This is a genomic window from Alkalibacterium sp. m-11 (assembly GCF_054658155.1).
Genome location: NZ_BAAGIR010000004.1, coordinates 19,252 through 33,599 on the forward strand (window position 1 = coordinate 19,252; position 14,348 = coordinate 33,599).

The 14,348-nt window shown below is 39.8% G+C and carries 15 protein-coding genes; 1 reads left to right on the forward strand and 14 read right to left on the reverse strand.

The window, feature by feature from the left end; genetic code table 11:
- Positions 1–47: 47 nt before the first annotated feature.
- The 14 genes from ACYQ2O_RS01010 to ACYQ2O_RS01075 all read right to left on the reverse strand — a co-directional run bounded on the left by ACYQ2O_RS01010 (position 48) and on the right by ACYQ2O_RS01075 (position 13,475).
- Positions 48–1,784, reverse strand: coding sequence for a DNA (cytosine-5-)-methyltransferase (locus ACYQ2O_RS01010; protein WP_346025364.1), 1,737 nt, complete (start codon positions 1,782–1,784; stop codon positions 48–50).
- Positions 1,777–3,012, reverse strand: coding sequence for a site-specific DNA-methyltransferase (locus ACYQ2O_RS01015; protein ID WP_428830632.1), 1,236 nt, complete (start codon positions 3,010–3,012; stop codon positions 1,777–1,779). Before ACYQ2O_RS01015 ends, ACYQ2O_RS01010 begins: the two co-directional genes overlap by 8 nt.
- A gap of 2 nt (positions 3,013–3,014) precedes the next feature.
- Entirely contained in the window at positions 3,015–3,554 is a 540-nt protein-coding gene (locus tag ACYQ2O_RS01020) for a P27 family phage terminase small subunit (protein ID WP_170821624.1), read from the reverse strand.
- A gap of 117 nt (positions 3,555–3,671) precedes the next feature.
- The gene (locus ACYQ2O_RS01025) at positions 3,672–4,055 is read right to left on the reverse strand and encodes an HNH endonuclease (RefSeq protein WP_459795828.1); all 384 of its coding nucleotides are present in this window, start codon (positions 4,053–4,055) and stop codon (positions 3,672–3,674) included.
- Between the two features lie 117 nt (positions 4,056–4,172).
- Positions 4,173–4,598, reverse strand: a complete 426-nt coding sequence (locus ACYQ2O_RS01030) for a DUF1492 domain-containing protein (protein WP_323380906.1) — start codon at positions 4,596–4,598, stop codon at positions 4,173–4,175.
- Positions 4,595–4,819: a hypothetical protein gene (locus ACYQ2O_RS01035; protein ID WP_346025362.1), complete on the reverse strand. Its 225-nt coding sequence runs from the start codon at positions 4,817–4,819 to the stop codon at positions 4,595–4,597. The genes ACYQ2O_RS01030 and ACYQ2O_RS01035 overlap by 4 nt, the downstream gene beginning before the upstream one ends.
- Positions 4,816–6,168, reverse strand: coding sequence for a DEAD/DEAH box helicase (locus ACYQ2O_RS01040; protein WP_346025361.1), 1,353 nt, complete (start codon positions 6,166–6,168; stop codon positions 4,816–4,818). The genes ACYQ2O_RS01035 and ACYQ2O_RS01040 overlap by 4 nt, the downstream gene beginning before the upstream one ends.
- Complete coding sequence (locus tag ACYQ2O_RS01045; protein ID WP_073110220.1) at positions 6,149–6,430, reverse strand: VRR-NUC domain-containing protein; 282 nt, start codon at positions 6,428–6,430, stop codon at positions 6,149–6,151. The genes ACYQ2O_RS01040 and ACYQ2O_RS01045 overlap by 20 nt, the downstream gene beginning before the upstream one ends.
- Before the next feature lie 224 nt (positions 6,431–6,654).
- Entirely contained in the window at positions 6,655–9,012 is a 2,358-nt protein-coding gene (locus tag ACYQ2O_RS01050; RefSeq protein ID WP_346025360.1) for a virulence-associated E family protein, read from the reverse strand.
- Entirely contained in the window at positions 9,009–9,443 is a 435-nt protein-coding gene (locus tag ACYQ2O_RS01055) for a DUF7768 domain-containing protein (RefSeq protein WP_346025359.1), read from the reverse strand. The genes ACYQ2O_RS01050 and ACYQ2O_RS01055 overlap by 4 nt, the downstream gene beginning before the upstream one ends.
- Before the next feature lies 1 nt (position 9,444).
- Complete coding sequence (locus tag ACYQ2O_RS01060) at positions 9,445–10,227, reverse strand: phage antirepressor (protein ID WP_346025358.1); 783 nt, start codon at positions 10,225–10,227, stop codon at positions 9,445–9,447.
- 63 nt (positions 10,228–10,290) lie between these two features.
- Positions 10,291–10,818, reverse strand: a complete 528-nt coding sequence (locus tag ACYQ2O_RS01065; protein WP_346025357.1) for a hypothetical protein — start codon at positions 10,816–10,818, stop codon at positions 10,291–10,293.
- Positions 10,819–11,185: 367 nt separating this feature from the next.
- Positions 11,186–12,772 carry a helix-turn-helix transcriptional regulator gene (locus ACYQ2O_RS01070; protein WP_346025356.1) on the reverse strand — a complete coding sequence of 529 codons (1,587 nt, stop codon included), beginning with the start codon at positions 12,770–12,772 and terminating at the stop codon, positions 11,186–11,188.
- On the reverse strand, positions 12,747–13,475 hold the full coding sequence (locus tag ACYQ2O_RS01075) for a M48 family metallopeptidase (protein WP_459795829.1): 729 nt from the start codon (positions 13,473–13,475) through the stop codon (positions 12,747–12,749). Before ACYQ2O_RS01075 ends, ACYQ2O_RS01070 begins: the two co-directional genes overlap by 26 nt.
- 560 nt (positions 13,476–14,035) lie before the next feature.
- On the opposite strand from ACYQ2O_RS01075, the gene ACYQ2O_RS01080 reads away from it, so the two are divergent.
- The gene (locus ACYQ2O_RS01080) at positions 14,036–14,344 is read left to right on the forward strand and encodes a hypothetical protein (RefSeq protein ID WP_346025354.1); all 309 of its coding nucleotides are present in this window, start codon (positions 14,036–14,038) and stop codon (positions 14,342–14,344) included.
- Positions 14,345–14,348 lie beyond the last annotated feature (4 nt).

Consider the following 14,348-nt stretch of genomic DNA (forward strand, 5'->3'; position numbering starts at 1 on the left):
ACTTATTTATCAAGCTTTTTATCGCTAATTCAGAATAGAAATATGGATTAAGTATTTCCTTCTAATTGTGTATACCAGACAATGCCTGACAGCACAAAACATACATTTGGAAGGGCTACTCCATTGCCCCACATCTTATACTCAGCAGAATCAGAATGCGGATTCTTTAGCCACTTAGATATTTGCTTTAGTGTCTTGGCTTTTGAATAACTACCGGTCACTTTACGGTGTGTTTCAAATATGTCATACCAGGTGCGAAGGTCATCCATCGTAGGGTTTTCTATCCCTAAATCACTACACCACCAATCGGGGAAACCCTGCAACCTTGCACACTCAGTTGGAGTTAGTCTTCTCACCGTATAATCTATCCCGTCATTATCATTGATAAGTGGCGGATCTTTGTAGTCGGTAGCAACTAAAGTATTAGCAAGTTCTTTCTCGGCATTTGTAAAAAATGATGCCTTACTTGATGAGTAGGTAGGAGTTGCCACTGCACTGGGACCCTGTGCATTCAGTGTTGAATTAATTCCATCTTCAGTAATTCCAAGATTTCTAGCATAGTTTTGACCGCAGTTGAAAGACTCCCTATCAATCGCATAAACGACAGCGTGCTTATCCACAGTATTTAAAGTAAAGCTGACTTCCTCATTAACACCATCACCTCGTGGTCCATTCTTGTCATCTCTGCCTATCATAGAACCTTGCAAGGCATAACTTTCTACCACAGCAATACCACCTTGATTGCTATCCGGAGCATTGCCGGACGTATCAATGGTTCTTGCCGTATCACTTTCATAGACATTTGAACGTGCATTGATTGTTCCTTCTGAGGTAAATCGCACATCGTAGGTCTTAGGATTTTCCACAACAAATGGCTGATTGTTGCCGCCTGTTCCATAAGTTGCAGAAATAGTTGGTGCAACATCAATCGGCCCACTAAAACGAGTATCCTTTCCGTGATTATCAAAAACAGCTGTATCCATAACACAAGGTGGATGATTTGACTTAGCACGTAGGGTACAAGTAATATCCTCTGTCACATCCATACGATTGCCGCCCTGGTCATTTAAGCAGATTGTGCCTGCCTCTCCAGTGCTGTCTGCAATATAGCTGGTAGCACCTTGCCACGAGCGGATGCTCTCCTTAGAATACCCAGACAAGCCTTCTGACTTAAATAGTATTTCTCCGGCACCCCCACCTGCAAAATCTGCGACAAGGAAGATTCGTTTTCTTCGTTGGGGAACTCCCCAGTATTGAGCATCCAGCACTCGCCAGGCAAGGGAGAAATGATCTCCCACGATACTTCCTGCTTGTTTCCATTTATCAGTTTTAGGAATTGATATGGTTTCATCTTCGATGTGGCAGATGCCTTCAAGGACACATCTGAAATCTTCTCCTTTGTTTGATGAGAACGCTCCAGGCACGTTTTCCCAGACAATATATCTTGGCTTTTTGCCATCTGTAGCACACCTCATTTCTTTTACGATTCGGATGGCTTCATAAAAAAGACTTGAACGTTTCCCATCCAAGCCATCACGCTTACCTGCTATGGATAAATCTTGGCAAGGGGAGCCAAAGGTAATAATATCTACTGGTTCTATCTTGCTGCCATCCATGCAAGAAATATCTCCATAATGTTTGATAAAAGGCAGCCTTTTGGTTGTCACCCTAATAGGAAACGGTTCAATCTCCGATGCCCATACTGGGGTAATACCGGAAATTAAACCGCCTAAAGGAAAACCGCCCGAGCCGTCAAAAAGACTGCCTAGGGTCAGTTTATTCATTGGCTACCTCCAATTCATCATATTTATAACTGAGTCCGTCCCTTTGAACACTTACTTCTTTTGAAGTGCCGACTTGCTCAATATGGCGTTTTACAATAACATCACAGAACTTCTCATCCAGTTCCACTGTGTAGCAAATACGCTCTGACTGCTCACAAGCAATTAATGTACTTCCACTTCCACCAAAGGGATCGAGTACAATTGTATTACTCATAGAGGAATTCAAAATAGGATAGGCAAGAAGAGGAATCGGCTTCATCGTTGGATGATCACCATTTCTCTTTGGTTTATCAAACTCCCATATGGTAGTTTCTTTTCTTCCTGTATACCACTGATGTCTTCCTTTCTTCTTCCAACCATAAAGCACAGGTTCGTGTTGCCATTGATATGGTGAACGTCCAAGTACAAGGGAGTCCTTTTTCCATATACAGCAACCGGATAAATAAAAACCGGCATCCGAGAAGGCTTTTCTAAAATTAAACCCTTCGGTGTCGGCATGAAATACATAGACGGAGGCATCGTCTGCTAATGCTTCCTCAATATTGATAAAGGCATCTAAGAGGAATTGATAAAAGGCATCATTTGTCATATGATCGTTTTTGATTTTCCCTGCAGAGCCTTCATAATTTACGTTGTAGGGAGGGTCTGTCACACACAAATTCGCCTTGTTTTTATTCATCAGCAGATCATAGGTTTCTTTTTTTGTGGAGTCACCACATACCAGCCGATGCCTACCTAGCGTCCATACGTCACCAAATTTGCTGATTGCAGGCTTTTTTAATTCTTCATCCACATCAAAGTCATCATCGTGAATTCCATCTTTAATGGTATCTTTAAATAAGTCATCCAGTTCTTTAGGGTCAAATCCAGTAAGAGATACATCAAAATCTGCTCCTTGTAAATCAGCAATCAAGAGGGCAAGTTTATCCTTATCCCAATCACCGCTAATTTTATTAAGGGCGATATTGAGTGCTTTTTCTTTTTCCTCATCCATCTCAATGATGACACATTCGACTTCTGATATACCCATATCAATGAGCACCTTAAGTCTTTGATGACCACCTACAACATTGCCGGTCACCTTATTCCAGATAACCGGCTCCACATACCCGAATTGCTCAATCGAGCGTTTCAGCTTTTCATACTCTGCATCACCTGGCCTTAAATCTTTACGAGGATTGTATTTAGCAGGAAGCAGGTCTTTTATATTCTTTTTTTCAATTATCATTTTCATTTTCCTTTCCGAGCTGATAATAGCCGCTCCATTAAATCATCTTGTGGACTTCTGCCACCGAACTCTACAGAGCAGTTTTCTTTTACAATCTGGTATATCTGATACCAACACTGATTTACTTGTTTCATGTATTCACGGCTCATAGCAACATACGGTGATGCTATGGCTGCTGATGTAGTAGGATGCTTTGCAAGAAATCCATATTCTGAAATACACTCCTCGCACTGAATCCAACGAGAAACACTCATGGCATATTGCTCGATTAGCTGGTTGTTTACTAACATTTCGCAGCTACGATCCTTTAACCATTTATAGGTTTCTATATAAATATCTTCTGCACAGAGGTCTTTACCGTTTTTCTGAGCCGCCTTTAGATAATCTTTTACTGGAGGAACATCCGTGCCTTCCATTTCTGCTGGCTCCGGCAGTACTTGAGCCCCGTTTAATCTGCCATCAGCAATTTTATCTGTTAGAGCTTTTGATTTTCTTCCTGCGCCAACACGCTGGCCACCTCTTGCTGTACCGTCCTTTGCCATTTTTCCACCTCGCTTTTCTAAAAGTCTTTAATACCCCCTTTGATTTCTGATTTTTACACGCAAGACCCCAGGCCGTTGTCCGCTATAAAAGGTGTAGAGATTTGAACCGCCCCTGGCTCACTTACGAATCTGTCTATCACCAATTTCTAAATGTATCTTGTTGTGGCAGGACTTACATAAAGACATCAAATTACTTTTGTCATGCGTACCGCCTAAAGAAATGGGGAGGATGTGATGTACTTCTTCAGCAGAGGTAAGCCGTCCGTTTTTCTCGCACATCTCACACAAAGGATGTTCCCTGGCATATCTGTCACGGATTCTCTTCCATGCTCTACCGTACTTTTTATTGACATCCGGTGAACGTTCAAATTTATCGTAGCGCCTGCGCTCCACTACTCTATGGTCCTCACAGTACCTCCCATCGGTTAGGTTAGGACAACCTGGGGTACTGCACGGTCGCTTTGGTCTTTTGGGCATCATTTCACCTCGCTTTCCGGGCATAGAAAAAGCCCTGCGAGGAATTCCCACAAGGCTTGGTAAATATTCTATTTTGCTGATTATATACTAACACAAATGCAATAGTGGTATCTTGTTGCAAAGTGTTGCAAGTTGTGCAAGCTATATTTTAATAGGATCTTTAGGAAGAGTTACATGGTTAAGAGCTGCATTATGCCATCTGTAGACTGTTGTTCTATCGGCATTAAGTTCATCGCCAATTTGCTCCCAGGTTAGGTTATGGACATACCGATACCGTAATACCATGCGCTCATCAGTGTCTGCAACCTCGTTTATAACACGCCTTATCTGCTCCTTGAGTGCTACAAGATTATCTACTTCTGTGTTTATTTTTCTTTCCAAATCCATAATCCGCTCCAAACACCTTACAAACTTGGCATCGGCATTTTGTGAGGTTTGAACTTTTTCATCCCAACTTGGTGATGATACACTTGTTGCCATTTCTCTTAAGGATTCCATTTCTTCGATGTCTGATTGTATTCTTTTATCAAGCCTGTAAGCTTGGTGTAAATATTCCTTTACTTTCATATCTCTCTTACCTCCGATTTTAATTTTTTGATTAGGATGTTCCCATCAACAGAGGTAAGTTCTCTATACCAATCAGAGCGGAAGAACCTCTCCACCTCGTTTTTCATTATTTTAGCCGGCTCATAGTTTGAACGTTTTTTAAGTTTCTTTAGTGCATCCCTATAATCTTTAACTGCCATTAAAATGATGGCATTGGATAAGTTTTCATAAGGTGTGGTCATCGCATTACCTCCAACTTTGCCTTTACAGCATCAATAAGAGAGGCTTGTGTTTCTTCTTTTCTTGTAAGAGCAGTCATTACATCTTCATCAATAGTACCTTTGGTAAGTATGTGATGGATAATAACCGTCTCGTTTTGACCTTGCCTATAAAGTCTGGCATTGGTTTGCTGATATAACTCCAATGACCAGGTGAGTCCAAACCAAATAAGTGTCGAACCACCGCTTTGAAGATTAAGACCATGTCCTGCACTTGCTGGATGAATCACAGCGATAGGGATATTGCCATCATTCCAATCTTCAATATCCTTCGATGCTTTTATTTGCCTCACCGGAAATCTATTCTTAATTCTCTCTAAATCATGTTTGAACCAATATGCAACGAGTACAGGTTTGCCATTTGCACCTTCAATTAAATCTTCTAGTGCATCAAGTTTTTTGTCATGGATGATATGTGTCTTGTTTTCACTATCATAGACAGCCCCGTTTGCCATCTGTAGAAGTTTTCCTGAAAGCACAGCAGCATTAACTGCATCAATCTCTTCATCACCTAATTTTGTGACCATATCATCTTTCAATTTAGAGTATATGTTCCATTCCTTTTCACTTAAAGTTACGAACACCTCATTGCTGACGTATTCTGGCATGGTGAGATAATCGGTAGATTTCATAGAAATGGTGATGTCTGATATTTGTTTGTAGATTTCCTCTTCAGCACCTTGCAGTGGTTTATAAGAAAATATAATCTGAGCATTTCGCTTATCTGGCTTAAAATAGGTATTTCGATAATGACTAATGTAGCGTCCGAGCCTTTGACCCAAATCAAGAATGCGAAACTCTGCCCATAAATCCATCAATCCATTACTGGAGGGAGTTCCGGTAAGGCCGACTATTCTTTTTACAGAGGGTCTTACTTTAAGTAGACTCTTAAACCGCTTTGCACCATAAGACTTAAAGGATGATAGCTCATCAATGACCACCATATCAAAATGAAAAGGAATACCACTTTTATGAACCAACCAATCCACATTCTCACGGTTGATGATGTATAACGTTGATTGTTTCTTGAGGGCATCGATTCTTTCTTTTTCTGTTCCCACTGCCACCGAATAAGAGAGTCCTTTTAGATGATTCCACTTTTTAATTTCAGCAGGCCATGTATCCCTTGCTACTCTTAAAGGTGCAATCACTAACACCTTGCAAACGAGAAAGCTATCTAAACACAAATCAAATATGGCGGATAAGGTAATTACACTTTTACCTAAACCCATTTCAAGAAATACAGCCGATATGGGATGGGATAAAATGAATTCAGTGGCATAGCTTTGGTATTCATGTGGCTTGTATTTCACTAAGTATCCCTCCAATCTGTTCTATATCATCAAGGCAATAGACTAGAAAGCCTAATGCCTCTAATTGCTTCTTTCTTTTATTTTGTAAAGGTCGCATCTTTTTTCCTGTCGCCTTACATTCGACAAAGGCGATTCTTCCCATGGGAAGTAACACGATGCGGTCGGGCATTCCATCTATTCCAGGACTCACAAATTTCGGGGCAATACCTCCCATGCTTTTTACTGTCGCTACCAGTTTTTGTTCTATATATTTTTCTTGCATAAATGACCTCCAACAATTCATCAGGAACAACAAGCACAACTTTTAACGTTTTTTCCTATACGCGCGCATACATACGCTCACGATGCTTTACTACTACTATTTATTAATTTATTACTAAGTAGTAAAACTCTTGTTCCACTCATTCAAGTAAAGCCAGAACATCGGTAATGACTGGGTTTTTAAGAGAACAAGCATAAGGAACAACTAAAGAACAAGGAACGACCTTACTCATTCTTCTCGTAACAACGTTGCCTACCGTAAAGGGGAAAATTACTTGTTCCGTTCTTGTTCCCTTGGTACTTGTTCCACCCATTAATCTTTTTCATAATGCCTGCAATGGCATAGGAGTCTGCAGGTTTCATGGCGGAGGCATCCCTTCCAAAGCATTCGCACCAAATTTCCATATTGCAAACAAGCGTACGTTCAACCGTACCGACACGGGATTCCCCACCAAATTCACTACCGTTTAGGTAGTTTCTTCGCTCGTATAAGGACAGGTCATTCCAGTCATCGGGTAAAAGTGTATCGAGGTAAGTGCGAACAAGCCCTTCTCGCTCATCACTCTCCATGGCATCTGCCTGCTCATTCGTTGCCAACTCTACATCACTGCCCTCTAAATAGAGCTTTTCACCCTTCCCATAAAGTACCAAAGTTTCTGCCCAAATCTGCTCTACATCGTATACGGACATCTGCCATGCTTTTCTTTTACCGTCACCACTAATACACACTGGCCAGAATCTTCGGTTACCCGTGATGTCTCGCAAAAATCCACTTTCTGCATTGGTAGAGCCGACAATGATACATTGACGTGGGTGGCTTTCAACATTCACCCCATAACTGGCACGGTATTTATCATCCGATCTTGAAATAAAGGATTTCACAACTTCCACATCGGTTTTTCTCATGCCTGCTAATTCGCCCAATTCTAATATCCAATACCCTTGAAGTTTTTCAGGACCTGCTTTATCTTTCATATCGGTGAGGGTTAAACTATCGGAAAACCAATCACCTGCAAGCTTTGCAAAGAAGGTGGATTTACCGATTCCTTGTGGTCCATTTAGAATTAAGACACTATCGAATTTTGTACCAGGATGAACAATTCTAGCGACTGCTGCTACCATCATTTTTCTGGTAACAGCTCTGGTATAGGAATTATCTGTTGCGTTGAAGTAATCAATCAGCAAGGTTTCAACGCGAAGGGTTCCGTCCCACTCTGATAAATGATCAAGGTATTCCTTGATAGGATGATAGGATCGCTCTGCTGCGACTGCTAATATGGCGTCCTTTGTTTTGGTTGGGGAGTAGATGCCATATTTATTAGATAGATAAACTTTAAGGGCTGCATTATCTGAATCATTCCAGCCGCCCTTCATCTGTTCCCAAGGCAGTCCGTCTCTTGCATCGATTCCATCACGGTGCTTATTAAAAGCAATAGATTCTAGTTCTGAATCGTTACGGATGATGAGAACTATATTATCCAAGGTGTCCTTAATCTTTCCTTGCTTATCCAGTTCAAGTGCTGTCTGCCAATTGTCCTCCGTAAAATCAATGGTTGCCTGTTCCATCCGCTCTTTCGTAAACTGTGCTTTTACTTCATCATCTTGGATGGCAAATTCGCACATGTTGATAAAGGATGGTAGTTTACTTGGAGGTGTGCTTTCTGTCGCTCGATCATCTAAATGACCAAACTTATGAATGCGAACAAGGTCAAAAGCATTAAGAAGCCGCCCATTTGCAGGGTCTGTTGCGTGGTGGGAATAGGCAAACTTATCATCATAGAGGATAACCCCGGCACTAGAATCAGCCGGGATATAATCATAGCGACCAGTCATTGCTGAAGGCTCGTATATATCCTTTAAAAACATATCGATTGCAGTGCTAACTGAGTAGGTACGGCAAAAAGTACCGATGACACCTTCTTTAGAAAGTGGATCGACTTGTTCCTTTAATGAGCGATCAATAACTTCTGATTGCCTGGAGGATACGGGCCAAGTACTGGTGTCTCGCCAATCATCGTATTTATTTAGAAACATATCAGGATCAAGGAGAGAGCCATCTTTTTCCTCATACACAAAGACACCGTTTCTTGAAGTAGACGGCCAATACATTAATCTTTCTGGTTCATAGGTCGTATCATCAAAAAGGTCGATGCCGATTTCTTTTGCGACCATGCGACTAACAGCAGCATATTCTTCCTCTCCCACATCACGAAAGAGAGGAATGATCAGCCTTAGTCTTGGATGTTCTGGAGTATGCTTATGAGTAGAATAGATACAACACCGATAAGGGAAGAAGGTAGAGATTTCTTCCCAGATAGTACTTGTGCCATAATCCATATCAAGGGTTAGCATGGAGCGTGATAGAACATTCCCTTTTTTACGTCTACCATCTTTTAAGTGACCGCCGACAAAACCCCCGACATCTTTAATGGAGTCCTGACCACCTTTTCTCATTTTTCGATATTCTTCTACGGTTTCAGTGGTACGCTGCGTGGTCTTAACACGAGAGCAGAAGTCCTCCCAGCTGATGTCTGTGTTTTTCCATTTCTTATCCATTCGGCTGTTGCCGTATGAAATTTTCATAGAGACTCTACCTCCTTGAAATCTTTATTAAAGTATCTAACCGGCTGTCTGCGTTTCTTTGCTTTTTCAATTTCAATACTCATACCTCTTGAAATCACATCACCGAGTACCCAGACTTCTTGGCATTTTCCCATCAAGATAATGTCCATGAAAATAGCAAGGTCACGTTCCTGTTCATTGTTATCATCCATAAACTGTGGAAACAGAAGGTGAGGGGCAAGCGGGATATTGCCCTTATCTAAAGCATAACGACAAAATGCTCGTGTTCGCTTATTATTGATTTCTATATCTCCGCTAAAAGGAGAGCAAATATAGACAAGGGGCTTAAAGGCAGCTTTTGCTGCTGCCTTTTCCTCACGGGTGATATTGCTAAGTGCTTTATGAGGAGTTGGGTCATGATACCCTTCTGCATTTTTCATATTAATTCCCATATCACACCTCCATCTCAATCTGCGGATAAATACCGTCTGCTTTCAACTGTTCATAGATAAAGAGTCTGCCTTTTTGTGTCCACTTGGTATGCACTTTCGTATGCTTTATACCTTTGCTATCTTCGTAAATGTGAGTATTAGTTTTGGTATATCCGTTGGGAGCATACTTTTGATAAAGAAGCCAAATATCACCTTGCTTAAACTGAATCCCTTTTTCATGAAGGTATTCGTTCATGCGCATGGCACTCCAGCCGTAATCTTTGGCAATAACAGAAATATTGACTGCATCCCTGCATTTAAGAACCACATCATAGTAAGTAGCCTTGGGTTTCATCTCAGCAATTTGCTGCTGACCAATCGCAACGGCCGCCATCAATTCCTTGTTCTTTTCACGTTCCTCTTTCAGTGCAGTAAATGCTGCGATAGCAAGGTCTGGATTTGCGATTAAATCATCTGTTGCATAAAGTCCATGTTTCCGAATAGCAGGGAGTACTTCATTTGTGACCCAGCGTTTGAACTTTTTGGCACTTGGCATCTTGCTTGAGAGGATGAGGCTATAGAGACCGGATTCATTGATTGCAATCATCGTTTGATTTCTTCCGATGGCGTCACGAATCGTTACGTCATCCTTGTCCTCTTCATCAATGTGGTCAATTAATGCTTTTCGGGTATTTGCGTAACCGAGAATACCAGCTACATCCTTACCGACAAAATAAGGTTGACCACCAATCGTTGTAGTACGTACAGAGCCGAACTCTGCATTTCTGTAAACTTGTAATTCCATTCGAATTACCTCCTTGTATTTTTTGGAGGTCTTGACCTCCTACCTAGTAGCCTTGGGAGAAGGTCAAATCTGACGGTTTTTATATTCTTGTTCTAATTTCTTTGTTGCCCGCTTTAATTTCTGAGTAATGTTGTTTTCATCAGCACCTGTGGAACTGGCATATTCTCGAATCGACATACCGTCAATGCGTACTGCAATGAACATATCTGCCCAGTTCTGCTTTTTGCCAAGAGCAGTGCGTATCCATTGGCAGACATCTTCATATTCATTTTGATAGGCTCGTTCGAGCTCATCTTTTCTAAAAACTCTATCATCGGCTACTTCTTTCATTAGAGGTTCTGAAGTATCACATTCCAGACCATCTGCATTTGGTTTGGCTATTGAATATCCCTTGTGCCTGTCAAATTTGTGCCAGTTATTGTATTCGGGCTTATTAAATTTTTCATTAAAGGCATCTTGAATTAACCGTTCTTTGTCAGAGTTTGGAAGCTCATCACCTTCGAGCGATAAACTAATCCACATTTCCTCGGTTTCTTTTTCATTTAGTTCGATAATCTGAAATTTGTTGTCGTATCTCACTGATAATCTCATTAGACTCTCCTATCCCGTCCTAGAAGGCGGCGGAGAACTAATGAATCTTTGAAAAAATGACCAACAGAATTACTTCCTAAAATTACGTATAGGAAATAAAACGGAGGATCACAAATTTTCTAATAACCTGTTATTGGCTATCTTAGAATCATTTATGAATCCGCCGTCTTCTGCTGGCCAGCTTTAGACGCATTTAATTTTTGTAAAGCTTGTACCTTACATTTATAAATATAATAGGTTTAAAAATTTCACGCCCAACTCGTTGAGTTGGGCCAAATTTGCCTATTTATCAGCCTTTTCTAAATTTGGGCATAAAAAAAGAACCCCTTTCGGGGTCCTAAACCAACTCATCGAGTTATCAACTTTTTTATTCTTTTATTTCACTACCTAGTTCTTGAATACCACATTTCCCTAAAATACCATTGAAATCATCAAGCGAAAGCCCTGGCATAGTATCCATAATACGAATATAAGTCTTATCGGGATCTTTATAATAATCTAGTTTATTATTTGATTTATCAAACAGCTTTTGCGTAATCCTCGTGCATAACTGCATACCAACACAGATGGCCATCAACACGTTCGTTGTCATATTGTTGGCTTTATCATTTTTTATTCTACCATGATAATTTTTATGGATTCCTGTCTCTTCATTAAACTTATCAGGATAATTCCACTTTCTATTTTCCATCAAAAACCACAGACAATTACATAGTGTTTTGGTAGGGTCACCAAGCAACTTAATGAGTTCAATTTCTTCCTCCTCATTATAAGAAGCTAGCTGTTGAGAAAATGCTTGATATGTTTCTTCAGGTTCATTCAGTAAAGGGGATTGGTACTTAGGATGAAACGTAAGAAGTCTACTATCAATACCTTCAACCTTCTTAAGGACCGTATACCCAAGCAAGTCTTTGTAAGTATTAGTGTATGTTACAAAATTCTGTTCACGAATATTGATAACACATTTAGAGAGATTTTTCTTTGCCTTTGGCGTTAAAAAGAGTTTTCCATCTTTTTGTGTAACATATTGGCTGTTGGCAAGTACAAAGTATCCGTCAGCGTATACAAAATGTCTCTCTGTTATCCAGTTCTGTAGAGTTGAATCTGAATCAATTATTTTCAATGCTTCAACTGGAGTTAATCTAACAAAATCTTGATTACTATTGATTTCTTCATAGACATCATTGTAATCAGAGAATTCTGATATGATATCCTCTAAACCAACTTCAATCAATCTATACTTTACTGATAGCCTTGACGTTATAAAGAAGCTGCTTAAATCCTCAATCAAGGTGTCACAAGAGTATATCGTATTTTCACCAGATGCTTTATACTGCTCAATAAACTCTAACGCTTTCCTTTTGAAGCAATTTTTGGGCATCAGGACTCTAGGAGCTAATCTATGTGCTTGCCATTCCAACCATCGAACTTCATTTTCTTTTGTGTTCTTACCCTCTGGTGGTGTAAAGAAAGTCTCGGATTGTCGGCATAAAATTGGATATAATTTTTCAGATTCATTTTTATTTTTAACCTTAAGAATTTGAAAATATGTTTTATCTTTTTCCCAGTGTAGTGCTTCATGAATGAGCGTATTTCTTTTCGAGCCTTCACCATATAAAGACTCGGACAAAGGGTCAATTAATACTGTTCCAGCACTGAAGGAAGTTGATAAATATTTACCTGTTTCCCTGTCATATATATCAACATCTGCATCCAAAAGTAAACAACATCCAAAAACATCTAGGTCGCTTGATAAATGAACTTCTTGAACAGTAAGCCCCATATCCTTAAGAATGTCATCAACCGGAAGAGGCATCGGTTCAACCAATGCCTGTTTACAGTATTTAGTCAGAAATTTTGTTGCATAGTCATCAAGGCGATTCTTTCCAAGAATTAGAGCACCTGATTTTTTATTGATATCGAATACATCACTTGGAGTTATCTTCCTTTTCATAATCTACCTGTTCTCCTTTTTCAATATGATCCAAAGGCAACTCTGACAATAACTTTCTTGCCTCTTTCCAGGTAGGGTAGAACTCCTCCACAAGTGAATTGAATCTATGGGTGTGATTCTTTTCTAACAAGTGTACCAGTTCATGGATAACAACATATTCAAGACATTCTATTGGTTTCTTGGCTAGCTGTAGATTAATCCATATTCTTTTTTTATCAATATTGCATGTACCCCACTTAGTTTTCATATTCTTAATTTTGTACTCATTAGCATGGAGGTTTGTTTTTGTTTCACACCTTGAAACAATCCCATCCAACACTCGTTTAAGTTCTTCTCTGTACCATTCATTGAATGCCCTCTCCCTTGATTCTTTAGTTGATCTTTCGGGAGCAGTCAATATTATCTTGTTTGGTAGTTTTGAAATTTCGTATTTGTTTCCTTCATAGACAACTTGTAGCCGATATGGCTTTCCCCACAGGAAATGGGATTCTCCTGAAACATATTCTCTCTCAGTTTGACGCGCCTGTGACAGCATCCTGTCTCTTACCTTAGTGATTTCTGGCATTTTCTTTAATACAAAGAGCCTTATCTCTTCATCAGGATAATCGCTAGGAGTACTAACTGTCACACTGCCTGGTATTCTGTTTGTGTTGTAACTACAATTATAGCAAATCGGAGTGCTTTTTTCATTGGTTTTCGACAAAACAAAACCTTCACCCATCGGGTGAAGGAAAAAAGATGTTAAAAGTATTGTCGTTACGTTCTTTGCACGCTGTTTTGCGAAATTACTTGAATAATTCAGGATATATAATAGCAAAGAAAATCTATTAATAAGCTCAGTTGATACATAGAAAGCTAGTACAGTAGTTCATAGTTGCATCAGAATAATGCCCTGAATCTCCCTACAGTCGTTTCCCTTATACACAATCTGAATCTTCACATCATCAAAGTCGAATTTTGTCGGACGATTTTCACAAACATTTAAACAAAATTGTTGATTTTTCTTTTCTGATCTAGTACAATGTAAGCAAGTTCAAAAAGAGAAATCACTTGCAAGGAAATGAATATTCTGATTTGTCAATCTGAACGAAAAATTATACTACATTCAAGGAGTTGGTTTTAAATGGTAAAAGTAACAAAAAATGTAAACAAATTAGTTGAAAACATGAAAAACCCATCATTGCTTTCGGAATTGGCAGTGTTTTACTTGGCGCTACTATCGTAGCCTCAGCTAGTACATGGGCAAATGCACAAACATTTACTGTGAATGCTAATACAAATTGGAATGGAGTAAATACATTAGGTACTCGAATTGGTGCGCAGCAAACAACAAGTGAGGGACGATGGGATTCTCATACTATCTCACGTTCAATGGCTTCAAGACCAAGTGTTCGTTTAGTTAACTCTGCTGGTGCGATTCGTGGTTCTTCAATGGGTGTGGCTGATGATGGAAGAACTGTGACTGGCTCTCATACTGGAGAAGCAGGATTTGCTTATTTTATCCAAGTAAATCCTGCATGGAATCAAGTTACAAATAATCAGTCGGTTCGTTTACAACATCGTGTACGCTAGTTAT